Origin of the sequence: Variovorax paradoxus NBRC 15149, from assembly GCF_001591365.1 — a bacterium.
Taxonomy (GTDB): domain Bacteria; phylum Pseudomonadota; class Gammaproteobacteria; order Burkholderiales; family Burkholderiaceae_C; genus Variovorax; species Variovorax paradoxus.
Window position 1 is genome coordinate 835,111 of the sequence record NZ_BCUT01000001.1, and the last position, 23,697, is coordinate 858,807.

The 23,697-nt window shown below is 67.5% G+C and carries 21 protein-coding genes and 1 pseudogene; 12 read left to right on the forward strand and 10 right to left on the reverse strand.

The features are described from left to right. Positions 1-23: 23 nt before the first annotated feature. Genes VPA02S_RS03950 through pncB form a run of 3 tightly spaced genes read right to left on the reverse strand, consistent with a single transcriptional unit; the run spans position 24 to position 3,681 of the window. A complete protein-coding gene (locus VPA02S_RS03950; protein WP_062362341.1) occupies positions 24-1,010 on the reverse strand; it encodes a 2-hydroxyacid dehydrogenase in 987 nt (328 codons plus the stop codon). 11 nt (positions 1,011-1,021) lie between these two features. After that, on the reverse strand, positions 1,022-2,434 hold the full coding sequence (locus VPA02S_RS03955; RefSeq protein ID WP_018903025.1) for a sodium:proton antiporter: 1,413 nt from the start codon (positions 2,432-2,434) through the stop codon (positions 1,022-1,024). Positions 2,435-2,460: 26 nt separating this feature from the next. Beyond that, positions 2,461-3,681, reverse strand: coding sequence for a nicotinate phosphoribosyltransferase (gene pncB / locus VPA02S_RS03960; protein ID WP_012746914.1), 1,221 nt, complete (start codon positions 3,679-3,681; stop codon positions 2,461-2,463). A gap of 176 nt (positions 3,682-3,857) precedes the next feature. Here pncB and VPA02S_RS03965 point away from each other — a divergent pair, with 176 nt between their 5' ends. Then, positions 3,858-4,091 (forward strand): CsbD family protein, encoded by a 234-nt coding sequence (locus VPA02S_RS03965; RefSeq protein WP_012746913.1) that lies wholly within the window; start codon positions 3,858-3,860, stop codon positions 4,089-4,091. Positions 4,092-4,129: 38 nt separating this feature from the next. After that, positions 4,130-4,546 (forward strand): hypothetical protein, encoded by a 417-nt coding sequence (locus VPA02S_RS03970; RefSeq protein ID WP_012746912.1) that lies wholly within the window; start codon positions 4,130-4,132, stop codon positions 4,544-4,546. 56 nt (positions 4,547-4,602) lie between these two features. Here the strand turns inward: VPA02S_RS03970 and VPA02S_RS03975 are convergent, their stop codons facing one another. After that, on the reverse strand, positions 4,603-5,046 hold the full coding sequence (locus VPA02S_RS03975) for an acyl-CoA thioesterase (RefSeq protein WP_018903027.1): 444 nt from the start codon (positions 5,044-5,046) through the stop codon (positions 4,603-4,605). Continuing rightward, the gene (locus tag VPA02S_RS03980; RefSeq protein ID WP_174545050.1) at positions 5,043-5,969 is read right to left on the reverse strand and encodes a histone deacetylase family protein; all 927 of its coding nucleotides are present in this window, start codon (positions 5,967-5,969) and stop codon (positions 5,043-5,045) included. The genes VPA02S_RS03975 and VPA02S_RS03980 overlap by 4 nt, the downstream gene beginning before the upstream one ends. A 189-nt stretch (positions 5,970-6,158) precedes the next feature. Here VPA02S_RS03980 and VPA02S_RS03985 point away from each other — a divergent pair, with 189 nt between their 5' ends. Then, positions 6,159-6,710, forward strand: a complete 552-nt coding sequence (locus tag VPA02S_RS03985) for a phasin family protein (protein ID WP_012746908.1) — start codon at positions 6,159-6,161, stop codon at positions 6,708-6,710. A 128-nt stretch (positions 6,711-6,838) separates the two neighbouring features. Further along, positions 6,839-7,597: a 3-hydroxyacyl-CoA dehydrogenase gene (locus VPA02S_RS03990; protein WP_012746907.1), complete on the forward strand. Its 759-nt coding sequence runs from the start codon at positions 6,839-6,841 to the stop codon at positions 7,595-7,597. Here the strand turns inward: VPA02S_RS03990 and VPA02S_RS03995 are convergent. Continuing rightward, complete coding sequence (locus VPA02S_RS03995) at positions 7,545-8,486, reverse strand: YihY/virulence factor BrkB family protein (protein WP_012746906.1); 942 nt, start codon at positions 8,484-8,486, stop codon at positions 7,545-7,547. The two genes, VPA02S_RS03990 and VPA02S_RS03995, sit on opposite strands and share 53 nt — an antisense overlap. A gap of 82 nt (positions 8,487-8,568) precedes the next feature. On the opposite strand from VPA02S_RS03995, the gene dnaG reads away from it, so the two are divergent. The 5 genes from dnaG (at position 8,569) to sugE (ending at position 16,018) form a co-directional block, all read left to right on the forward strand. Continuing rightward, positions 8,569-10,548, forward strand: coding sequence for a DNA primase (gene dnaG, locus VPA02S_RS04000; RefSeq protein ID WP_012746905.1), 1,980 nt, complete (start codon positions 8,569-8,571; stop codon positions 10,546-10,548). A 296-nt stretch (positions 10,549-10,844) separates the two neighbouring features. Continuing rightward, a complete protein-coding gene (gene rpoD / locus VPA02S_RS04005) occupies positions 10,845-13,196 on the forward strand; it encodes an RNA polymerase sigma factor RpoD (RefSeq protein WP_026283816.1) in 2,352 nt (783 codons plus the stop codon). Positions 13,197-13,296: 100 nt separating this feature from the next. Then, positions 13,297-14,532: a multidrug effflux MFS transporter gene (locus VPA02S_RS04010; RefSeq protein ID WP_012746903.1), complete on the forward strand. Its 1,236-nt coding sequence runs from the start codon at positions 13,297-13,299 to the stop codon at positions 14,530-14,532. Between the two features lie 15 nt (positions 14,533-14,547). Beyond that, positions 14,548-15,678 carry an HPP family protein gene (locus VPA02S_RS04015; RefSeq protein ID WP_012746902.1) on the forward strand — a complete coding sequence of 377 codons (1,131 nt, stop codon included), beginning with the start codon at positions 14,548-14,550 and terminating at the stop codon, positions 15,676-15,678. Positions 15,679-15,697: 19 nt separating this feature from the next. Beyond that, entirely contained in the window at positions 15,698-16,018 is a 321-nt protein-coding gene (gene sugE / locus VPA02S_RS04020; protein WP_012746901.1) for a quaternary ammonium compound efflux SMR transporter SugE, read from the forward strand. A 9-nt stretch (positions 16,019-16,027) separates the two neighbouring features. Here sugE and VPA02S_RS04025 read toward each other — a convergent pair whose 3' ends face one another. The 3 genes from VPA02S_RS04025 to VPA02S_RS04035 are packed head-to-tail and all read right to left on the reverse strand — an operon-like array spanning position 16,028 to position 19,201. Further along, a complete protein-coding gene (locus tag VPA02S_RS04025; protein ID WP_062362343.1) occupies positions 16,028-17,014 on the reverse strand; it encodes a Bug family tripartite tricarboxylate transporter substrate binding protein in 987 nt (328 codons plus the stop codon). A 37-nt stretch (positions 17,015-17,051) separates the two neighbouring features. Further along, positions 17,052-18,257, reverse strand: coding sequence for a CaiB/BaiF CoA transferase family protein (locus VPA02S_RS04030; protein WP_062362346.1), 1,206 nt, complete (start codon positions 18,255-18,257; stop codon positions 17,052-17,054). Next, positions 18,254-19,201: a hydroxymethylglutaryl-CoA lyase gene (locus VPA02S_RS04035; protein WP_012746898.1), complete on the reverse strand. Its 948-nt coding sequence runs from the start codon at positions 19,199-19,201 to the stop codon at positions 18,254-18,256. The genes VPA02S_RS04030 and VPA02S_RS04035 overlap by 4 nt, the downstream gene beginning before the upstream one ends. Before the next feature lie 98 nt (positions 19,202-19,299). On the opposite strand from VPA02S_RS04035, the gene VPA02S_RS04040 reads away from it, so the two are divergent. From VPA02S_RS04040 to VPA02S_RS04050, 3 genes and pseudogenes are all read left to right on the forward strand, one after another. Continuing rightward, the gene (locus tag VPA02S_RS04040; RefSeq protein ID WP_012746897.1) at positions 19,300-20,217 is read left to right on the forward strand and encodes a LysR family transcriptional regulator; all 918 of its coding nucleotides are present in this window, start codon (positions 19,300-19,302) and stop codon (positions 20,215-20,217) included. A 121-nt stretch (positions 20,218-20,338) separates the two neighbouring features. After that, a pseudogene (locus tag VPA02S_RS04045) lies at positions 20,339-21,232 on the forward strand (MBL fold metallo-hydrolase); the annotation flags it as partial. Next, positions 21,226-21,963 (forward strand): DsbA family protein, encoded by a 738-nt coding sequence (locus VPA02S_RS04050; RefSeq protein ID WP_012746895.1) that lies wholly within the window; start codon positions 21,226-21,228, stop codon positions 21,961-21,963. The pseudogene VPA02S_RS04045 and the gene VPA02S_RS04050, both read left to right, overlap by 7 nt. Positions 21,964-21,985: 22 nt before the next feature. Here the strand turns inward: VPA02S_RS04050 and VPA02S_RS04055 are convergent, their stop codons facing one another. After that, the gene (locus VPA02S_RS04055) at positions 21,986-23,686 is read right to left on the reverse strand and encodes a tannase/feruloyl esterase family alpha/beta hydrolase (protein WP_012746894.1); all 1,701 of its coding nucleotides are present in this window, start codon (positions 23,684-23,686) and stop codon (positions 21,986-21,988) included. Positions 23,687-23,697 lie beyond the last annotated feature (11 nt).

Below are 23,697 nucleotides of genomic sequence, written 5' to 3' on the forward strand. Positions count from 1 at the left end.
TGACGATGAGGGTCCGTGTTTATTTACTTGGCGGCGGGCGGAACGGGCGTGACGGGCGTCAGTGCGCCCTTGCCGCTGAACCAGGCAATGAGGTTGTCGGCCGCGAGATCGGCCATGGCGCGGCGCGTGGGCACGGTGGCGCTTGCGATGTGCGGCGTCAGCACCACGTTGGGCACGGTCAGCAGGTCGGGGTGGACCTTGGGTTCGCCCTCGAACACGTCGAGCCCCGCCGCGGCAATGCGCCTTTCGCGCAGCGCCACGGCCAGCGCCGCGTCGTCGACGATGCCGCCGCGCGCGATGTTCACCAGCGTGGCGGTCGGCTTCATCAGCGAGATCTCGGCCGCGCCGATGGTGTGGTGCGACGCCGGCGAGTACGGCACCACCAGCACCACGTGGTCCGCCGTCTTGAGCAGCTCTTCCTTGCTCAGGTAGCTGGCCTTGCATTCGGCCTCCAGCGCCGCATCGAGCCGCGAACGGTTGTGGTAGACCACCTTCATGCCGAAGCCGTGCGCGCCGCGCTTGGCAATGCCCTGGCCAATGCGGCCCATGCCGATGATGCCGAGCGTGGCGCCGTGGATGTCGGAGCCCGCGAACATGTCGAAGCTCCACTTCTGCCACTTGCCTGCGCGCAGGAAGTGTTCGCTCTCGGTGATGCGGCGGGCCGTGGCCATGAGCAGCGCAAAGCCGAAGTCGGCCGTGGTCTCGGTGAGCACGTCGGGTGCATTGGTGCCGAGCACGCCGTGCGCGGCCATGGCGTCGACGTCGAAGTTGTTGTAGCCCACCGCCATGTTGGCGCAGATCTTCAGGTCGGGGCAGGCGTCGAGCAGCGCGGCGTCGATGCGCTCGCTGCCGGTGGTGAAGGCGCCCTGCTTGCCTTGCAGCCTGGCGATCAGCTGCTCCTTGCTCCAGCTTTCGTCGGCCTGGTTCGACTCGACTTCGAAATGCTGCGAGAGGCGCTCGATGGTCTCGGGAAAGATCGCGCGTGCGACCAGGATCTTGGGCTTGCTCATGATGTCTGCTCTCAACGGAAGAAGATGAAGGTGGAAAGGACGAACAGCGGAATCAGCACGACCACGGACCAGCCCATGTACCCGAAGAAGCTCGGCATGCGCACGCCGCGGCTTTCGGCAATGGCCTTGACCATGAGGTTGGGCGCGTTGCCGATGTAGCTGTTGGCACCCATGAACACGGAGCCGGCCGAAACTGCGGCCAGCGTGGTAGCGTAGGTGGTCATGAGCGTGGCCGGATCGCCGCCTGCGGTGTTGAAGAACACGAGGTAGGTCGGCGCGTTGTCCAGGAACGAGCTCAGGATGCCGGAGGCCCAGAAATACATGGCCGGATCGGGCTGGCCGTCGGGCCTCGTCACCGCCGCGATCACGGGCGCGAACGCCCCGTGCGCGCCGGCCTTGAGCATCGCGATCACCGGGATGATGGTCAGGAAGATGCCCGCGAACAGCTTGGCCACCTCGGCCATCGGACCCCATTCGAACTGGTTGTCGGCATGCACCTTGGCCGCGGTGGTCTTGAACGAGACGAGCGTGATGGCAATGAGCCCGATGTCGCGCACCAGCCCCGGCAGCCCGACGTGCGTGCCGAACACCTCGAAGCCGACGGGCGATTTCCAGACGCCGGAAAGCAGCACGAAGAAGACGATTCCGCCCAGCAGCCAGAAGTTGGCGGCGCCGTCGAAGCCGACGCGCCGGGTGTCCGGCGTCGGGTCGAACGGCAGCACGCCTTCCTTGCGGTAGAGGTGGCGGTCGATGACGTAGAACAGCGCCAGCAGCATGCCGACGAGGAACAGCGTGTTGGGCAGGATGTTGCGCGCCGTCCAGAAGAAATCGACGCCTTTCAGGAAGCCGAGGAACAGCGGCGGGTCGCCGAGCGGCGTGAGCGAGCCGCCCGCATTCGAGACGATGAAGATGAAGAACACCACCACGTGCGCCTTGCTCACGCGGTTGTCGTTGGCGCGGATCAACGGGCGAATCAAGAGCATCGACGCGCCCGTGGTTCCCATGAGGCTCGCGAGCACTGCGCCAATCGCAAGGATGGCCGTGTTGAGGCCGGGCGCGCCATGCAGGTTGCCGCGGATGTGGATGCCGCCCGCCACCGTGAACAGCGCCGTGAGCAGGATGATGAAGGGGATGTATTCCTCCACCAGCGCGTGCACGAACTGGGAGCCGGCCAGCGGCGCGCCATGGATCGCGGCAAAGGGAAGCAGGAACGCCAGCGCCCAGGCGGCGGAGATCTTGCCGTAGTGGTGGTGCCAGACCGACGGGGCCAGCAGCGGCATCAGCGCAATCGACAGCAGGATGCCCGCGAACGGAACACCCCAGAGCGCCGACAGCTTGCTGCCGTCGAGCTCGGCCGCCATGGCCAGCGCGGGGAACATCATCGGCAGCGCTGCGGCTGCCGCAAGGCGGATTGTTTTTTTCATCGGGGCCGTACCGTACCAGACGCGCGTCAGGCCGGCGGCTGCTCGATCTCGAACACCTGGCGCAGGTAGGCCAGGTATTTTTCGTCCTCGCACATGTTCTTGGAAGGCGTGTCCGACAGCTTGGCCACCGGCTGGCCGTTGCAGTTGATCATCTTGATGACGATCTGCAGCGGCTCGTAGCCGAGGTCGTTGGTGAGGTTGGTGCCGATGCCGAACGCCAGCTGGCAGCGGCCGCGGAACTGCTGGTAGAGCTCGACGGTGCGCGGCACCGTGAGGCTGTCGCTGAAGATCAGCGTCTTGGTGCGCGGATCGACCCGGTTGGCGATGTAGTGCGCCAGCATGCGCTCGCCCCACTGGAACGGATCGCCGCTGTCATGGCGCGCACCGTCGAACAGCTTGCAGAAGTACAGGTCGAAGTCGCGCAGGAAGGCGCTCATGCCGTAGACGTCGGACAGCGCAATGCCCAGGTCGCCGCGGTATTCGCGGGCCCAGCTCTCGAAGCCGAAGATCTGGCTGTCGCGCAGCCGCGGGCCGAGCCCCTGGCAGGCCTGAAGGTATTCGTGCGCCATGGTGCCGAGCGGAATCAGGCCGAGCTTCATCGCATAGAGCACGTTGCTGGTGCCCGCGAGCTGGGGCAGCCGCGCACCGGGCTCGGCCTGCGCCGGCGGCGAGGTGACGGCACCGAGCCTGGCGGTCAGCGTGCGCAGCACCTCTTCATGCCAGTCCTTGGAAAAGCGGCGGCGCGTGCCGTAGTCGGCAATCTTGAGGTCCGACAGGCCGGCATCCTGCAGCTGCCCGATCTTGGTCTCCAGGCGCCGCCGGCCTTCCTCGAGGTCGGGCTTCTTCTGCGTGTTGCGGAAGTAGACCTCGTTCACGATGGCCAGCACCGGAATCTCGAACAGGATGGTGTGCAGCCACGGCCCCTTGATGCGGATCTCGAGCTCGCCCGAGGGCTGGGGCGTGATGGAGATGTACTTTTCGTTGAGCCGGAACAGGCCCAGGAAGTCGACGAAGTCGCTCTTGATGAAGCGCATCGAGCGCAGGTAGGCCAGCTCGGCGTCCCGGAACTGCAGCGAGCAGAGGCTTCGCACCTCTTCGCGGATCTGCCCCGCGAACTGCGCCAGGTCGATGCCGGGGTTGCGGCACTTGAACCGGTACTCGACCTGGGCGCCCGGGAAGTGATGCAGCACGACCTGCATCATGGTGAACTTGTAGAGGTCGGTGTCGAGCAGGCTGTGAATGATCATGGTGCGGCGCGCGTTGTCCCAAGCTTTTCGGCGTGCGTTCGATTATCACGGGCGCCGTCGGCTTGTGCCTACGGCGCCAGCACTGGGCGTCCTACCGCCAGGGTGAATGGCCCCCGCGACAGTGCGTTCACGGCAGCCGGGGAGCTCGCCGAATCCATCTTTTCAAGGAGATTCGCATGAACAAGGACACCATTGCAGGCAACTGGAAACAGCTCAAGGGCAAGGTCAAGGAGCAATGGGGCAAGTTGACCGACGATGACTTCGACGTGATTGCCGGCAAGCGCGACCAGCTGCTGGGCCGCATCCAGGAACGCCACGGCATCAGCCGCGACGAGGCCGAAAAACAGGTCCGGGACTGGGAAACGCGCGACGGCCGCACGCCGGAAGCGCTCTGGTACGAGAAGTACTGAGCTCCCGATTCCTCTCTGAACAGCAAAGGAAGAACACCATGAAAAAGCACCTGCTCATGCTCGCTCTTGCATCCACCTGCTTCATGGCCACCCAGGCGGGCGCCATGACCAAGGACGAATACAAGGCGGCCAAGGAAAAGATCGAAGCCGACTACAAGTCCGCCAAGGCCCAGTGCGACGCGATGAAGGACAACGCGAAGGACGTCTGCCAGAAGGAAGCCAAGGGCACGGAAGACGTGGCGAAGGCCGAACTCGAACAGCAGTACAAGCCGAGCGACGCCCATGCCCGCAAGGTGGCCGAGGAGAAGGTCAAGGCCACGTACGAAGTCGCCAAGGAAAAATGCGACGACCAGTCCGGCGATGCCAAGGCTGCCTGCGTGAAGCAGGCCAAGGCCGACGAGGCCCAGGGCAAGGCCGAGATCAAGGCCATGAAGAAGACGAAGACGGCCATGTAGGCGCGGATCCCTCCGCACGGCAAAAAAAGCGCCCTCCTCGGGCGCTTTTTTTGTGATCAGGCCTTCAGCGAATCGACTACGCGCTGCAGCGCCTCGGGAAGCGGCACCGGCCGCTGCGTGGCCCGGTCCACATACACGTGCACGAAGTGGCCCTGCGCGGCTGCGCTGTCCGAGCCTTGCGCAAAGAGCGCGATCTCGTAGCGCACGCTCGACCGTCCGGCCTGGGCCACGCGGATGCCGGCCTCCACGGTCTGGGGAAAGGCGATCGGGGCGAAATAGTTGCATTGCGTCTCGACCACGAAGCCGATGGTCTGCCCCTGGTGGATGTCGAGCGCGCCGCGTTCGATCAGCAGCGCATTCACCGCCGTGTCGAACCAGCTGTAGTAGACGACGTTGTTGACATGGCCGTACATGTCGTTGTCAGCCCAGCGCGTGGGAATGCTGCGGAACGCGCGGTAGCTGCTTCGGGAATGCGGCGTGGGTTTGGCGGCGGAGCTCATCGCGCGGCATTTTGCCAGCGGCGCCAGTAGTCGAAGGCGACCCTGAAGGTGCCCAGCTGCACCTGCACCGTCTCGGCGATGTCGCTGGCGTAGCCTCCGGCCATCGCGAAGGCCAGCGGAATGCGGCGCTGCCAGGCCCAGTCGAACACCCGGCGGTCGCGCGCCTCCAGGCCGTCGAATGTCAGCTTGAGCCGGCCGAGCCGGTCGCGCTCGAAGGGGTCGGCGCCCGCCAGGTAGATCACCAGGCCCGGCGAGAAGCGCCGCTCCAGCTCGTCGAGCGCGTGCTCGAGCGCGGTGAGGTAGTCGGCATCGCCGCAGCCGTCGGGCAGCTCGACGTCCAGGTCGCTCGCCTCCTTGCGGAACGGAAAGTTCTTCTGGCCGTGCAGCGACAGCGTGAAGACGCTCGGGTCGCTGCGGAAGATGCTGGCCGTGCCGTTGCCCTGGTGCACGTCCAGGTCGATCACCGCGACCTTGAGCTGCCGGCCAGCGCGGCCGTGCTCCGCCTGCATCAGCCGCGCAGCCACCGCGGCGTCGTTGAAGACGCAGAATCCGCCGCCCTTGTCGGCATAGGCATGGTGCGTGCCGCCCGCCATGTTGGCCGCCACGCCGCCGGCGAACGCCGCGCGGCAGGCCGCGATGGTCGCCCCGGTGGACCGGCGCGAGCGCTCGACCATCGCCTCGCTCCAGGGAAAGCCGATCTCGCGCATGGCCTGCGGGCTCACGCTGCCGTCGCTGATGGCGGCGATCCACTGCGGGGTGTGGGCCAGCGCCAGCTCGCCGTCGGTGGCACGCGGGGCCTGGTCCATGTCCACCGCCGGCAGGTGCTCCAGCAGGCGGTCGCGCAGCAGGGCATAGCGGGACATCGGGAAGCGGTGGCCCGGAGGCAGAGGCAGGACGAACTGGCCGGAATAGAACGCGCGCATGGCCCGCATTCTGGAGGCCGGAGCGAATTTAGAAAGTGTGTTCTAAATTGCTGCAAAGCAGCAAAACCCCCTTGATCGCAAAGCTGTGCTGCCTATACTTGAGGCCATGCTGCACCGCAACATAGAACATGGACGACGAGGCAGCGCAACGTGAACCGACCACCCTTCATCCTTACCGGAGATTCCCAAATGGCCCTGACCGCTGACCAAATCCTCGCCGCCCAAAAAGCAAACCTCGAAACCCTGTTCGGCCTGACCACCAAGGCCTTCGAAGGCGTCGAGAAGCTCGTCGAACTGAACGTGACTGCCTCCAAGGCTGCGCTGAGCGAAGCTCAGAGCACCGCCCAAGCCGCCCTGAACGTCAAGGACGCACAAGAGCTGCTGACGCTGCAAGCCAGCCTGTTCCAGCCCCTGGCCGAAAAGACCGCTGCCTACAGCCGTCACCTCTATGACATCGCCCAGGGCACCGGCGCCGAGTTCACCAAGGCTTTCGAAGCCAAGGCCGCTGAAGCCCAGCAAACCTTTGTCGGCCTGGTCGACAGCGCTTCCAAGAATGCACCCGCCGGCTCGGAAACCGCCGTTGCCGTGCTGAAGAGCGCCGTGGCTGCCGCCAACAACGCTTTCGAATCGGTCCAGAAGGCCGTCAAGCAAGCGTCGGACGTTGCCGAAGCCAACTTCAACGCCGTGTCGACGCAAGCCGTTGCCGCCGCCAAGACCGCGACCACCTCGCGCAAGCGCTAAGCTGCCGACCACCACCAGTTGTCTCCTTGGGTCCTCACGGATCCAATTCAAGCCTCGTCTTCGGACGGGGCTTTTTTTTGTCCCGCTGCCGTCTTCGATAATGCCGGTCTCATTTCAGGAGACTCTCAATGCAGATCGACGGCAAGGTTTTTATCGTGACCGGTGGCGCCTCGGGCCTCGGCGAAGGCACGGCGCGCATGCTGGCTGCCAATGGCGGCAAGGTTGTGATCGCCGACATGCAGGCCGACAAGGGTGAAGCCGTCGCCAAGGACATCGGCGGCGTGTTCGTCAAGTGCGACGTGAGCCAGGAGGCCGACGGCCAGGCGGCGGTGGCCGCGGCGCAGAAGCTCGGCAAGCTGGTGGGCCTGGTCAACTGCGCGGGCATCGCGCCGGCCGAGAAGACCGTGGGCAAGAACGGCCCGCATGCGCTGGCGGTGTTCAGCAAGACCATCACGGTCAACCTGATCGGCAGCTTCAACATGATCCGCCTCGCGGCCGACGCCATGAGCCGGAACGAGCCCGAAGCCACGGGCGAGCGCGGCGTGCTGATTTCCACCGCATCCGTGGCGGCCTACGACGGCCAGATCGGCCAGGCCGCCTACAGCGCCTCCAAGGGCGGCGTGGTCGGCATGACCCTGCCGATCGCGCGCGACCTGGCACGCAACGGCATCCGCAACATGACCATCGCCCCTGGCATCTTCGGCACGCCCATGCTCTTCGGCATGCCGCAGGAGGTGCAGGACGCGCTGGCCGCCAGCGTGCCCTTCCCATCCCGCCTGGGCACGCCGGAGGACTACGCCAAGCTCGCCAAGCACATCATCGAGAACGACATGCTCAACGGCGAGGTGATTCGTCTCGACGGAGCGATTCGGCTTCCGCCCCGGTGAGCGGCGGCACCGCCGTGCTGCCGGTGCGGTCCAGCCGCTCGTACTGGGCGATCACCTGGGCGCCCAGCAGCACGAGCGTGGCGGCGATCTCCAGGCTCAGCAGCACCACGATGGCCGTGGTGAGCGAGCCGTAGACCACGTTGACCTGCGACAGCGTCGAGAAGTACCAGATCAGCACGCGCCGCGTGGCCTCCCACAGCAGCGCGGCGGTCACGCCGCCCAGCAGCGCATGGCGCAGCGACATGCGGCCGGCCGGCATCACGAGGTAGAGCGAGGTCAGCATGAAGATCTCGCCGCCCAGCCCCAAGAGGTAGAGCAGCAGGCCCGAGACGCCCGACAGCGACCAGTTGCGCCCGAACAGGTCGACGCTCTCCTGGCCCACCAGCTGCAGCGCGCCCGACACCAGCGTGACCAGCAGCAGGCCCACGCACAGGAACAGGATGTAGAGATAGGGCATGACCGCCGACACCAGAAAATGGCGCCGGTGGTCCGCCTTGCGGTGATGGAAGATCACCGCCATGGCGCTCTCCAGCACGCTGAAGGCCAGCGAGCTGAAGAAGATCATGGTCACGAACAGCACCGGCCCCATCACGTCGCGGTGCTGGAGGAAGTTCGACAGCTCCGCCACGATCGCCTTCGACTGCCCCGGCAGCAGCCATTCGAGGTACCGGCCGATGGTGCGCAGCAGCTCGGCCTGCTCGATCAGGTGGGACATCGCGATCACGCTCACGATCAGGAGCGGCACGATGGAAAGCAGCGCGTAGTAGGCCACGGCGCCCGCGAGCAGCAAGCCCTGGTTGGCGCGGAAAGCCTTGAGCGCATCCCAGACGAAGCGCAGGGGATGGCGCAGCAGCGGCGCGACGTGGTGCAATGGGTGGGGCGTCTTCATCCGTGGGTTCCAGCTGCGGGCAGTATGGCCTTCGCGCGCGGGCGTTCGAAGGCTTGCGTATGATTTGCCGCTCTTCGCCTACATGACCATCCCCGCTTCATTCATCCAGGAACTCATCGCGCGCGCCGACGTGGTGGAAATCGTCGGGCGCTACGTGCAGCTCAAGAAGGCCGGCGCCAACTTCATGGGCCTGTGCCCGTTCCACGGCGAGAAGTCGCCCTCCTTCTCGGTCAGCCCCACCAAGCAGTTCTATCACTGCTTCGGCTGCGGGGTCCACGGCAACGCCATCGGCTTTCTCATGGAACACGCGGGCATGGGCTTCGTCGAGGCGGTGCACGACCTTGCCGGCCAATACGGCCTGCAGGTGCCCGAGGACGACGCCTCTCCGGCGGAACGCGCCCGCGCCGCCAGCCAGCGCCAGAAGCAGGCCACGCTGACCGACGTGCTCGAAAAAGCCGGCGAGGCCTACCGCAAGGCCCTGCGGCAGGCACCGGGCGCCATCGAATACTTGAAGGGCCGCGGCGTCTCGGGCGAAGTGGCCAGGCAGTTCGGCATCGGCTATGCGCCCGCCGGCTGGCGCACGCTTGCCAGCGTGTTTCCCGACTACGATGACCCGCTGCTGGCCGAAAGCGGCCTGGTGATCGTCAACGCCGAAGACGGCGCCGAAGACGCCAAGCGCTACGACCGCTTCCGCGACCGCGTGATGTTCCCGATCCGCAACGTGAAGGGCGAATGCATCGGCTTCGGCGGCCGGGTGCTCGGCGACGAAAAGCCCAAGTACCTCAATTCGCCCGAGACGCCCGTGTTCAGCAAGGGGCGCGAGCTCTACGGACTGTACGAGGCCCGCGCCGCCTTCCGCGAGCGCGGCTTCGCCCTGGTGACCGAGGGCTACATGGACGTGGTCGCGCTGGCCCAGCTCGGCTTTCCCAATGCCGTGGCCACGCTCGGCACGGCCTGCACCACGGAGCACGTGCAAAAACTCTTCCGGTTCACCGAATCGGTGGTGTTCAGCTTCGACGGCGACGCCGCCGGCCGCCGCGCCGCGCGCAAGGCGCTCGACGGCGCCCTGCCCTATGCCACCGACGTGCGCAGCATCAAGTTCCTGTTCCTGCCGGCCGAGCACGACCCCGACAGCTTCATCCGCGAATTCGGCGCCGATGCGTTTGCGCGCTTCATCCAGGAAGCCACGCCGCTGTCGCGCTTCATGCTCGAGGCCGCGCGCGAAGGCTGCGACCTGACCACCGCGGAGGGCCGCGCCCACATGACGAGCAATGTGCGCCCGCTCTGGAGCGCCATGCCCGACGGGGCGCTCAAGCGCCAGCTGCTGAGCGAGATCGCCGCGCTGGTGCAGCTCGACGCGGCGGCGCTCTCCGAGCTCTGGGCCTCCACGCCGGGCCCGCGCAGGCCGGCTGCGGCGCCAGCCCAGCGCCAGGGCGACGCGGGCCACGAGAGCGACTACCCCGACATGCCCCCGCCGGCCGAATACGAGCCGCCGCGCTATGAAAGCGATAGCAAGCCGCGCAAATTCACCAAGGGCAAGCGCTGGGGCGGCAAATTCGAGGCGCCGATCGAGCCGCTGCGCGGCCGGGGCAAGCCGCCGAGCCGGCCGGACGTGGCGGCGCGGCTGCTGCTGTCGAACATGGCGCAGTGGGACGCGCTGTCGCACGAGCTCCACGTGATGCTGTGCGACCTGCCGGGCCCGCACGGGGCGCTTTTCACCTGGCTCGACAGCCAGTTGCACGAGCACGGCGTGCAGCCGTGGGCGGCGCTCCGCGAAGGCATGCGCGGGCTCGATTTCGAGGCGCTGGCCGAACGCCTCATGAGCGTTTCCGAGAGCGCCCCTGTCCCCGAGGGCGAGGAAGAGCAGCACCTGGCCGATGCCGCCAAGGAGCTCGCGAGCGTGCTCGACTTCATGCTGGACGACCGCCTGAAGGCCCAGCAGAGCGAGGCCATTGCCGCGGTCGGAAAGGACCCGAAGGCGCTCGAACGCTACAAGGCGCTGGAGGCCAGGCGGCTCGAATTGCGCAACCGATTGAACCCGCGCGGTGCAGAAACTGCTTGAAATTTGCGCAATAGGCTATAATGTAAGGCTTCGCAACTGGCGAAATTAGGCAAGAGCGACAGCAGCACCTCCGGGCCGACCCCTAGCGCAACGCACTCCCACGGAAAGAATCCGTCGGAAAGGGTCAATAACCGCAAGGACTGCACACCAAATGTTCGCCCGACATCTTGCCTGACGAGGAATTTCTTCCTCTTTCCCAATTGTTCCGTCCGTGCCTGTGCCCGGACCGTGGTGGCGCTGCCGTGTGGCGGTGCGCCTGTGATTCCGCTTGGTCCATCTTGCTGTAACGAGGTCGTATGCCCAGTTCAAAGAAGCCTGCTCCTTCACTCGCCAAAAGCGCCGCCGCGAAGTCTGTCGCAGAAAAACCGTTGAAAGCTGGCGTTATGCCGGCAACTAAGTCGGGTGCCGCCGCTTCCAAATCGGCAGCCGCAACGAAAGTGAAAACCGTGCCCACGAAATCGACCTCCATCGACGATCCGAAAAAAGCTGCCGCCAAGGCAGTTGCCGCCCCCGCCGCCAAGAAAGTAGGCCGCCCGCCCAAGGCCGCCGGCGCTGCCGCGCCCGCCACCGGCGCCAAGCGCGGCCGCAAGCCCAAGGCCGGCAACGAAGCACCCGAAAGCGACGTCGACCTGTCGGACATCGAGGAAGACCTGGCCGGCGACGAGCCCGCAACCGCCACGACCACCGAGGAAAAGGTCAAGCCGCTGCGCATGAAGATCAGCAAGGCGAAGGAACGCGCCTTGATGAAGGAGTTCGGCCTGGACGAGACCGTGCTCTCCGAGGAAGACCTGGCCAAGCGCCGCTCGCGCCTGAAGACGCTGATCACGCTCGGCAAGACCCGCGGCTACCTCACGCACGGCGAAATCTCCGACCACCTGCCCGACAAGCTGGTCGACGCCGAGACCATGGAAGTCGTGGTCACCATGCTCAACGACATGGGCGTGGCGGTGTACGAGCAAACGCCCGACGCCGAGACCCTGCTGCTGAACAACACCGCGCCCACCGCCACCACGGTGGAAGAAGCCGAGGAAGAAGCCGAAGCGGCCCTGTCCACGGTGGACAGCGAATTCGGCCGCACGACCGACCCGGTGCGCATGTACATGCGCGAAATGGGCACGGTCGAGCTGCTCACGCGCGAAGGCGAAATCGAAATCGCCAAGCGCATCGAAGGCGGCCTGATGGCCATGATGGAAGCCATCTCGGCCTCCCCCGCCACCATCGCCGAGATCCTGCGCCTGGCCGCCGACATCCGTGAAGGCAAGGTCGTCATCTCCACCGTGGTGGACGGCTTCTCGAACCCCAACGAAGCCGACGACTACGTGGCCGAGGAAGACTTCGACGAGTTCGACGAGGAAGACGACGACGACGGCAAGGGCGGCTCCAAGGCCCTCACCAAGAAGCTCGAGGAACTCAAGCGCGATGCGCTCGAGCGCTTCGACCGCATTGCCTCGATGTTCGAGAAGGTCCACAAGATCTACGACAAGGAAGGCTACGGCACGCCCGCGTACGAGAAGGCCCAGCAGGCCCTGTCGGACGAGCTCATGACCATCCGCTTCACGGCCAAGACCATCGAGAAGCTGTGCGACCTGGTTCGCACGCAGGTGGACGACGTGCGCAAGAAGGAGCGCGAGCTGCGCCGCATCATCGTGGACAAGTGCGGCTTCCCGCAGGACGAGTTCATCCGCGATTTCTCGGGCTACGACAAGAACGGCAACCGCGTGCCCTCGAACCTGCTGAACCAGAAGTGGGTCGAGAAGCAGGCCGCGGCCGGCAAGCCCTGGAGCGCCGTGCTTGCGCGCAACATTCCGCCGGTGCAGGAACTCCAGCAGAAGCTCGCCGACATCCAGTCGCGCGTGGTGGTGCCGCTCACCCAGCTCAAGGAAATCAACAAGCGCATGAACGAGGGCGAATCGTCCTCGCGCGATGCCAAGAAGGAAATGATCGAGGCCAACCTGCGCCTCGTGATCTCCATCGCCAAGAAGTACACCAACCGCGGCCTGCAGTTCCTGGACCTGATCCAGGAAGGCAACATCGGCCTGATGAAGGCGGTCGACAAGTTCGAATACCGTCGCGGCTACAAGTTCTCGACCTACGCCACGTGGTGGATCCGCCAGGCCATCACGCGCTCGATCGCGGACCAGGCGCGCACCATCCGCATCCCGGTGCACATGATCGAGACGATCAACAAGATGAACCGCATCTCGCGCCAGCATCTGCAGGAATTCGGCTTCGAGCCCGACGCCGGCATCCTGGCCGCCAAGATGGAGATCCCGGAAGACAAGATCCGCAAGATCATGAAGATTGCGAAGGAGCCGATCTCGATGGAAACCCCCATCGGCGACGACGACGATTCGCACCTGGGCGACTTCATCGAGGACAGCAGCAACACGGCCCCGATCGAGGCCGCGATGCAGGCGGGCCTGCGCGACGTGGTCAAGGACATCCTCGACAGCCTCACGCCGCGCGAAGCCAAGGTGCTGCGCATGCGCTTCGGCATCGAGATGTCGACGGACCACACGCTGGAAGAAGTCGGCAAGCAGTTCGACGTGACGCGCGAGCGCATCCGCCAGATCGAAGCGAAGGCCCTGCGCAAGCTCAAGCATCCCTCGCGTTCGGACAAACTGCGCAGCTTCATCGATACTCTGTAATCCGGGTTCCCTGAAGCCACAAGCGCCCGCAGCGCCCCGTCATACGGGCGGCGGGCGCTCTCTTTTGTGCAACGCAAACAAGAAGAATGGAGCAATTGCCATGAATCCCGATGCAGACAAACTCTGGCAGGCCCCGCGCTGGGCACTGGCCGTGCTGCTCGCGGTGCTGGGCATGCTGGGCCCCTTCTCCATCGACACCTACATCCCGGCCTTCTCTGGCATTGCGCGCTCCATCGGCGCCACGCCGGCCGAGATGCAGCAGACGCTTTCGGCCTACCTGTTCGGCTTTGCGTTCATGAACCTGTTCCATGGCGCGCTGTCGGACAGCTTCGGCCGGCGGCCGGTGGTGCTGTGGGGGCTCGCGGTGTTCACGCTCGCCTCGCTGGGCTGCGCGCTGTCGCAGAACATCGCGCAGCTGGTGCTGTTCCGCGGGCTGCAGGGCCTGTCGACCGGCGCGGGCATCGTGGTGTCGCGCGCCGTGATCCGCGACATGTTCCCGCCGGCCGAGGCGCAGCGCGTGATGAGCCAGGTGACGATCTACTTCGGCGTGGCGCCGGCCATTGCGCCGATCATCGGCGGCTTCCTGTTCGTGCATGCGGGCTGGCACGCGGTGTTCTGGTTCCTGGTGGCGGTCGGCGTGGTTCTGTTCGCGGCCAACTACAAGCTGCTGCCCGAAACCCTGCACCAGAGCCAGCGCCAGTCCTTCCATGTGCGGCACCTGCTGCGCGGCTACTGGGACCTGTGTTCCGATCCGCGCTTCCTGCTGCTCGCGCTCGCGAGCGGCGTGCCGTTCAACGGCATGTTCCTCTACGTGCTGGCCGCGCCCGCCTTCCTGGGCGACCACCTCTCGCTGCAGCCGCAGCAGTTCTTCTGGTTCTTCCTGCTGACCATCGGCGGCATCATGCTGGGCGCGCGCGCCAGCGGCCGCATGGCGGGCAAGGTGACGCCCAAGCGGCAGATCCGCGACGGCTTCCTGATCATGCTGGTCACCTCGGTGGTCAACGTGGCGGCCAACTTTTTCTTCGATGCGCACGTGGCATGGGCGCTGTGGCCGCTGGCGGTGTTCGCCTTCGGCTGGGCGCTGATGGTGCCGGTGGTCACGCTGCTGGTGCTCGACCTGCACCCCGAGCGCCGCGGCATGGCCTCGTCGCTGCAGGCCGTGATCGGCTCGACCGCCAACGGCCTGGTCGCCGGTGCGATTGCGCCGCTGGTGATGCATTCCACGCTGGCGCTCGCCGTCACCTCCATGCTGATGCTGGGCATCGGCCTGGTCGCCTGGGTCTGGCTGCACGGCCGCTGGCCCGAGATCGGACGAAGCCTCGCCAACGAAACCTGAAAGAGCGATACCCGCATGCGGACCTCCCCGTTCCTGACCTACGCGCGCGCCTGGTTGCCGGGCCGCACCACCGTCGACATGCGCGAGAGGCTGCGCGCGGTCTGCGGGGCCGCCATCGGCCTGCTCGTCACGGCCGTGCTGTGCCGCTGGCTGGCCGAGCCGCTGGGCAGCAGCGTCTGGCTGATCGCGCCGCTGGGGGCCAGCGCCGTGCTGGTGTTCGCGGTGCCCGCGAGTCCGCTGGCGCAGCCCTGGTCGGTGATCGGCGGCAACACGCTGTCGGCGATGGTCGGCATCGCCAGCGTGAGCTGGATTCCCGACCCGGCGCTGAGCGCCGCGGTGGCGGTGGCTGCCGCGATCGGCGTGATGTTCTTCGCGCGCTGCCTGCATCCGCCGGGCGGCGCGGCGGCGCTGCTCGCGGTGCTCACGCACACCACGCATTTCTCGTCCGCCCTCTTTCCGTTCTTCACCAATTCGCTGCTGCTGGTGCTGGCGGGCGTGGCCTACAACTCGCTCACGGGCAGGCGCTACCCGCATGTGCAGGTCGCGCAGCCGCCGCGCACCGATGCGCGCTTCAGCCAGGCCGACATCGATGCGGTGCTGGCGCGCTACAACCAGGTGCTGGACATCAGCCGCGACGACCTCGAGTCGCTGATCCAGCAGACCGAGCTCGAGTCGTACAAGCGGCGGCTCGGCACCCTGCACTGCGGCGACATCATGTCGCGCGACCCGGTGTCGGTGGAGTTCGGCACGCCGCTGCAGGAAGCCTGGATGCTGATGAACCAGCGCCGCATCAAGGCGCTGCCGGTCACCGACCGCACGCGCCGCGTGGTCGGCATCGTGACGCAGGCCGACTTCTTCCGCCAACTCGACCTGGAGCACCACGAAGGCATTGCCGGGCGCCTGCGCGACCTGATCCGCGCCACGCGCACCGTGGTGTCGAACAAGCCGGAGGTGGTGGGCCAGATCATGACGCGCCAGGTGCGCGTGGCCAGCGCCGACCGCCCGGTGGTCGACCTGGTGCCGCTGTTCTCCGAGGGCGGCCACCACCATATCCCCATCATCGACCATGAAAAGCGGCTCACCGGCATGATCACGCAGTCGGATTTCGTGCGCGCCCTCTACCGTGCCGTGCGGCCGGAGAACTGAAACTTTTCAAGGAGCGTGCATGGCGTGGATCGTTTTGCTGGTGGCGGGGCTGCTCGAAATGGGCTGGGCCATCGGGCTCAAGTACACCGAAGGATTCACGAGGTTCTGGCCTTCCGTCGGCACTGCGATCTCGATGGTGCTCAGCGTGGTGCTGCTGGGCTGGGCGATGCGCTCGCTGCCCGTGGGCACGGCCTACGCGGTGTGGACCGGCATCGGCGCCGTGGGCACGGTGATCCTGGGCATCGTGCTGTTCCATGAGCCCGCCAACGCCGCGCGCCTCATCTGCGTGGGCCTGATCGTCGCGGGCATCCTCGGGCTCAAATTCACGAGCGCTGCCTGAATCGGTGCTTCACTCCAGCACCACGTTCGCCTTCTTCACGAGCGCCGCATAGCGCGCCGCCTCGCTGCGGAAGTAGCTCGCGGCCTGCTCGGGCGAGGTGGGCTTGATGATGTTGCCCTGCTTGTCCATGGCCTCGCGCACCTCGGCGCTCGTGAAGGCCGCGGCCACGGCGTCGTGCACGCGCTGGACGTCGGCAGGCTGCATCTTCGGCGGGCCGATCACCGCGAACCAGCCTTCCACGACGTAGTTGGGCAGGCCCTGCTCGGCGATGGTGGGAATGTCCGGCGCGGCCGGCGACCGCGCCGGGCCGCACAGGCCGATGGCGCGCAGCGCGCCGCTCTTGAGGTGCGGCTGCACCGCGGGCAGCGCCACCACGCCCATCTCGACCTGGCCCGCGATCATGTCGGTGACCATCGGGCCGGTGCCCTTGTAGGGAATGTGGCGCGCCTTCACGCCGGCCTCTTCCATGAACATCTCGCCGGCCAGGTGGATGATGGTGCCGTTGCCCGACGAGGCGTAGTTGTAGCTCTCGGGCCGGGCGCGCAGCAGCGCCACCAGTTCCTTCACGTTCTTCGCGGGCAGCTTGGAATTGACCACCAGCACCAGCGGCGTCGCGCCCACCACGCTGATCGGCGTGACGTCGCCGAGCGCGTCGAAGGGCATCTTCTTGTACACGGCCGGATTGATGACGTGGTTGTTCGACACCATGCCGAGCGTGAGCCCGTCGGGCGCGGCCTTGACGACGGCCGAGGTGCCGGTGATGCCGCCCGCGCCGGGCAGGTTCTCGATCACCACCGGCTGGCCGAAGGCCTTGCCGAGTGCAACCGAAGCCGCGCGCGCGATGGCGTCCACGCCCGAGCCGGCGCTGATCGGCAGGATGAAGCGGACGGGCTTGTCGGAGCCCTGTGCAAGCGCGGGGCATGCCGACAGCGCGGCGGCGCAGGTGCCGAAGCCCAGGACGGCGCGGCGGGTCATCGGGGGAAGGATCGTGTGCATGGTCTTTGTCTCTCTTTATGTTTTTTGGAAAAGGCGTTCAGGCGACGGCCGATTCGGCCTGCATCGCAGCCACCTGCGCATCGCCGTAGCCGAGCTCGGCGAGCAGTTCGCGCGTGTGCTCGCCGAGCGTCGGCGGGTCCAGGCGCACGCCCAGGCGCTCGCCGCCGAGCGTGATCGGGAACAGCGTGGTCTGCGCGGTCTGGCCGGCACGCTCGCCGTCGGGCAGGCGGATGTCGGCGAGGCCGCCGGTCGCCTTCAGGTGCGGATCCTCGTAGAGGTCCTCGGGCCGCACGATGGGCGCGAACGGCAGGCCGCGCGCCTCGAAGATGGCCGACAGTTCGGCGGCCGGGCGGTCGGCCAGGCGCTGGCGCAGGTCCGCGAGCAGCGTGGGCCGCAGGCGGACCCTGTCGTTGTTGGTGCGCAGGGCCGGGTCGGCCTTCAGGTCGTCGAAGCCCAGCGCGTCGCAGAACACGGTCCATTGCGCGTCGCTCACCGCGGCCAGGAAGATCTGCTCGCCGTCCTTCACGGTGAACACGTCGTACAGCCCCCAGGCCGAGATGCGCTGGGGCATCGGCGCCGCGGCCTGGCCGGTGATCGCGTACTGCAGCATGTGCTGGCCGACCAGGAACACGTTGTTCTCGAACAGCGCCGACTGCACTTCCTGGCCCTTGCCGGTCTGCGCGCGCTGCATCAGCGCGGCCATGGCGCCGATGGCGCCGAACATGCCGCCCATGATGTCGTTCACGCTGCTGCCCGCGCGCAGCGGGTCGCCGGGGCGGCCCGTCATGTAGGCCAGGCCGCCCATCATCTGCACCACTTCGTCGAGGGCCGTGCGGTGCTCGTAGGGGCCGGGCAGGAAGCCCGTGTGGTTGACGTACACCAGGCGTGGGTTGAGCTTGCCGAGCGCGGCATGGCCCAGGCCGTACTTGTCAATGGTGCCGGGCCTGAAGTTCTGCGCCACCACGTCGGCGGTGGCGCACAGGCGCAGCGCCGCTTCCAGGCCCTGCGGGTGGCGCAGGTCGAGCGCGATGCTCTTCTTGTTGCGGTTGAACATCGGAAAGAAACCGGCGCCCGCGCCCAGCAGGTGCCGCGTGCGGTCGCCCTCGATCGGCTCGACCTTGATGACCTCGGCGCCGAGGTCGGCCAGCACCATGCCGCAGGTCGGGCCCATGACCATGTGCGTGAACTCGACCACGCGAATGCCCGTGAGCGGCAGGCGTTTTTCTTCGGTGGCCGCGTTCATGCGGCCACTCCGGCGGTTGCCGCGAAGGTCTTCGGGAAACCCGCGCGCCACACCGTGCCCTGCAGCGTCTCGCCTTCGAGCCAGCCGGCCACGCGCTGGCGCAGGCCGAGCAGCTTCGGCAGGTCGACGCCGGTTGCAACGCCCATGCTTTCGAGCATGAAGACGAGGTCTTCGGTGTCGACGTTGCCGCTGGCACCGGGCGCATGCGGGCAGCCGCCGATGCCGGCCAGGCAGGCGTCGAAACGCGCGATGCCGACTTCCAGTGCGGCGTAGACGTTGGCGAGCCCCAGGCCGCGCGTGTCGTGGAAATGGCCGCACCACAGGCGCTCGCCCGCGATGCGCTGCGCGCGCTCGAACAGGCTGCGGACCATCGCGGGATCGGCATAGCCGACGGTGTCCGCCAAGCTCACGCGGTCGGCGCCCGCATCGAGCAGCGCCTGCATCAGCCGCAGCACCTCGCCGGAGTCCACATGGCCCTGGATCGTGCAGCCGAACGCAGTGCCCACGCCGCCCTCGATCAAGGTCCTGGAGCCCGCGGCGTCGCGCGCGGCGCGGATGCGCGCGACCTCGGCCACCACTTCGTCGGGCGTCTTGCGCAGGTTGGCAAGGCTGTGGGCGTGGCTGGCGGACAGCGGCACCATCATGAGATCGGCCTCGCCGGCAATGGCCAGTTCCGCGCCGCGCAGGTTGGGCACCAGCACCGAGGCGACGAGCCCGGGCAGCGTCTTTGCAAAGGCCAGCAGCTCGGCCGTGTCGGCCAGTTGCGGCAGCAGGCGCGCGGGCACGAAGGAGCCGACTTCGATCTCGCGCTGGCCGGCGGCGTGTGCAGCGCGGATCCATTCGAGCTTCTGGGCGGTGGGCAGGGTTCTGGCGATGCTCTGCAGGCCGTCGCGCAGCCCCACTTCGCGAACGTCCGCGCTGGGCGGCAGGAAGGCATGAATCAAAACTGGTCTCCGTCGTGAGGGTCGGCGTCGATCTTAGAAGTTCCGATTTAATCCAGAAGGTATATTTTGGAAGCCATTCGATTCCAGAACGGAACATCATGAGAGACCTCGACCTCACCACGCTCCGCCTCTTCGTCGCCGTCTGCGAGACCCGCAGCATCGCGCGTGCGGGCGAGCAGGCCAGCATCGTCGGCTCGGCCATCAGCAAGCGCCTGGCCCAGCTCGAGGACGCCGTCGGCACGCCGCTGCTGCTGCGCAAGCGCCGCGGCGTGGTGCCCACGCCCGCCGGCGAAACGCTGCTCGAGCATGCGCGCGCGATGCTCGGCAGCGCCCACCGCATCGAGCGCGACATGGCCGCCTATGCAGGCGGCGCGCGCGGGCATGTGCGCATCCTGGCCTCGGCCTCGGCGCTGGCCGAATCGCTGGCCGAGGACGTGGCGAACTTCCTGCAGAACCCCGCGCACCGCAACATCCGCGTCGACATGGAAGAGCGCGTCAGCCCCGAGATCGTGCGCGGCATCCGCGAGGGCAGCGCCTCGATCGGCCTGTGCTGGGACGCGGCCGACCTCGAGGGCCTGCAGCGGCGCGACTACCGCACCGACCACCTCGCGATCGTCGCGCACCCCTCGCATCCGGCGGCGCGCCACGGCCAGGTGCGCTTCGAGGACGTGCTCGGCCATGAATTCGTCGGCATGCCCGCGCTGAGCGCCGTGCAGCTGATGCTCGCGCGCGAAGCGGCGGTGGCGGGCAAGCCGCTGGTGTACCGCGTGCTGGTGTCCAACTTCGATGCCGCCCTGCGCGTGGTGCGGGCCGGGCTCGCGATCAGCGTGGTGCCGGCCGAGGTGGCGCGGCCCTTCACCGACACCTACGGGCTGCGGCTGATGCCGCTCGCCGATGCCTGGGCGCGCCGCCGATTCGCGATCTGCTTTCGCGACGAAGCGGCGCTCTCGCCGTCGGCGCAACTGCTGGTGGCGCATCTCGAACGGTGCGCGACCGAGCGCGAGGTCGCTGGGTGATTCGTTCGAAATGCGAAACTATTCATTGGCAAATACAGGGTTTTTGTTTCCATTCACGAAACCTAACATTCGGGCTGTCCGCGCTGCCATCCCGCCAACGCCACTCCACCGAAAGACCCGAATGTTCCGCAGAACCCTTCTCTCCGCCGCCGCGCTCGGCGCCGCCCTGTCGTTCGCTGCCCTGGCGGCCCATGCCGCCGAGCCGCTCAAGCTGGAGGTGTACAACCCCGGCGCCAAGTCGATGTTCCCGGTGTCTTCCGAACTGGTCATGGGCCAGGCCGATGCCGTGCTGATCGACGCGCAGTTCCAGCGTAACGACGCCGAGGCGCTGGTGCAGAAGATCAAGGCCAGCGGCAAGAAGCTGACCACGGTCTACATCAGCCACAGCGACCCCGACTACTACTTCGGCCTCGACGTGATCCAGGCCGCGTTCCCCGACGCAAGGATCGTCGCCACGCCGCAGACCGTGGCAGCCATCCAGGCCTCCAAGGACGGCAAGCTCGCGCACTGGGGCCCGATCCTGAAGGACAACGCGCCCAAGGCGCTGGTCGTGCCCGAGCCGCTGGCCGGCGACAGCATCACGCTCGAAGGCCGCAAGATCCATGTCGTCGGCCTCGACGGCCCCACGCCCGAACGCACCTTTGCATGGATCCCCTCGCTCAAGGCGGTGGTCGGCGGCATTCCGGTCTCGGCCAACATCCATGTGTGGGTGGCCGACACGCAGACGCCCGCCTCGCGCCGCGACTGGATCAAGACCCTCGGCCGCATCGAGGCGCTGCGCCCGAAGACCGTGGTGCCCGGCCACTACCTTCCGAATGCGGACGGCAGTGCGCCCTACGCGCTCGCCTCGGTGAAGTTCACGCGCAGCTACCTGCAGGCCTTCGAGACCGAGGCGAAGAAGGCCGCGGACTCGGCCGCGCTCATTGCCGCGATGAAGAAGCGCTACCCGAAGCTCGAAGGCGCCTCGTCGCTCGAACTGGGCGCCAAGGTCATCAAGGGAGAAATGAAGTGGCCGCAGTGAACGACAACCCATCGGCAGCAGGCGCCACGCTGCACTACATCTTCGATCCGATGTGCGGCTGGTGCTATGCGGCTGCGCCGCTGGTCGAGGCGGCGCGCGGCGTGCCGGGCCTCAAGGTCGCGTTCCACGGCGGCGGCATGATGACCGGCGCCAATCGGCGTGCGATCACGCCGCAATGGCGCGACTACGTGATGCCGCACGACCGCCGCATTGCCGAGCTCACGGGCCAGCCCTTCGGCGAAGCCTACTTCGACGGCCTGCTGCGCGACACCGGCGCGGTGATGGACTCCGAGCCGCCGACCACCGCGGTGCTCGCGGCCGAGGCGCTGCGCGAAGGCGGCGGCCTCGACATGATCCATCGGCTGCAGCGCGCGCACTATGTCGAAGGCCGGCGCGTGGCCGATGCGGACGTGCTCACGGCGCTGGCAACGGAGCTCGGCTTCGATGCAGGCGCCTTCGCATCGGCCTTCTCGCGCCTTGGCGGCGAAGCGACCTCCCGGCACATCGCCGCAAGCCGCCAGCTGCTGCAGCGCGCGGGCGGCCAGGGCTTTCCGACCTTCGTGCTGGCGCAGGCCGACGGCAGCGAGGGCCGGATCGAGATCGGTCCCTGGCTCGGCCGTACCGAAGAATGGAAGGCGCAGCTCGCCGGGCTCGTGCTGCCCTCGCCGGCCACGGCGGCGGGCGCCGGCCCGACCTCATGCGGGCCCGACAGCTGCGCAGTCTGAGAAGCCGTTCAGCCCCGCCGCGCTACCTGCTGCACTGAAAACTGGCGGCCTGCGACACATCGCCGCCGGTGTAGCGCGGCCACAGCGGCCATTCGCACAGCGGGCGCGCACGCACGGCCTTGAACGGCGGCGGCACTTCCTGCTCGACCAGCTGCAGCCCGCTGGGCGCACGGCCGCGCTCGACCCAGTCGGCCAGCGCGCCGAGCATGTCGACGTTGGCCGGCGCACCGCTGCCCACGTGATCGACGCCGGGCGCGGTGTACAGGCGCAGGAAGCGGTCCGCGTTGTCGCGGCCCATGCGCGCGACGATCGACTCGTAGTAGCGGATGCCTGCGAACGGGCTCTGCGCATAGTCGGCCATGTGCTCCAGCATCAGCAGCTTGCCGCCGCGCGCGTGGAAAGCGCCCAAATCGGGGTTCGTCGAATCCATCAGCTGCGAGACGGCGGCGATGCGCGCGGCAAAGTCTTCCGCGCGGTAGTTGCGCACGTCGAGCGACGGGTTGCGCGCATAGAAATACTGCAGCGCGCCGCTGCCGTAGAACCACGCGATGCCGTTGCTCGGCTGCGGCGGCACGGTGGGCGCGCTGGTGCCCGTCCACCACGCGTTCCATCCGCCCATCGATGCGAAAGCCGGCGTCGCCTCGCCACCGATGCCCCAGCCGGGGTATTCGGTGACGCCATGGGCCAGCGGCACGGGCGAGCGCCACGGCGAACGCAGCGTGCGCACCGCCTGCACCTGCGCATCGTTCAGGCAGTTGTCGCCGCTCGTGCCCGCCGCGCAGCGCAGGCTCGCCGGATCGAAGCGCTGCAGGCAGGCCACCGGGTTCGACACGATGCGGTCCGCCGCGCCATCCGCGGCATCGCACGATGCGAGCACGGCGTTGTGCACCAGCTGCACCTGCGCGGGCCGTAGCCATCCTTCGCCGAAGGTGGCGATGCCGTTGCGCGTGCCGGCGTGCTGGAGCCCGGTCCAGTTGATGACCGGTACGCGGCTGAAGATGCCGTCGAAGTCCTGCGGATAGCGCTGCGCCATCGTGAGCGCCTCGCGCCCGCCTTCGGAGCTGCCCATGAAGTACAGCTTCTGCGGCGCCTGCCCGTAGGCGCGCTGCATCAGCGCCACCGCCACGTCGCGCACCTTCTTGTACGAGGCGTGGGCGAAGTTCGCCAGCGCCTCGTCGTTGAGCGCAAAGGCCTGCGGCGGCTGACCGGCCACGTTCTGGTGGCCGGAGTCGGTGCCGTAGGTCACGTAGCCCTGCGCGAGCGGTGTCGGCTGGTCGAAGCGCGCAGCCGGCACCAGCGCAAGGCCAGTGATCAGCGTGCCGTTGAAACCGCCGCCGCCGTACTGCACGCTGCGCCCGTTCCATGCGAGCGGCAGGTTGACCCGGAACAGGATCGGGGGTGCCGCGGCATCGAGCGGCGCAATGCGGCCGAGCACCGCACAGTGCGCAGGCGTTGCCGGCGTGATGCGCGCGGCCGGGCTGGGGCCGCGCTCGGCGACGGCAAGCGCCGTGGCGGGAACGAGCGTGGCCGAATCGATCGTGGCCGCGCCGCTCGGCAGGCCGATGGCCGCGGGCGCGACCGGCGCGGCGGCAAGGGCCGCACAGGCCGCCGCCGGATCTGCGCCGAGGCCGAGGCTCTTCGGGCCGGTGGTGCCGCAAGCGGCGAGCAATGCGGCGGCCGCCAGCATGGCGCCCCCGCTGAGCACTGTCTTCGGGATCGCCATTTTTCTGTCTC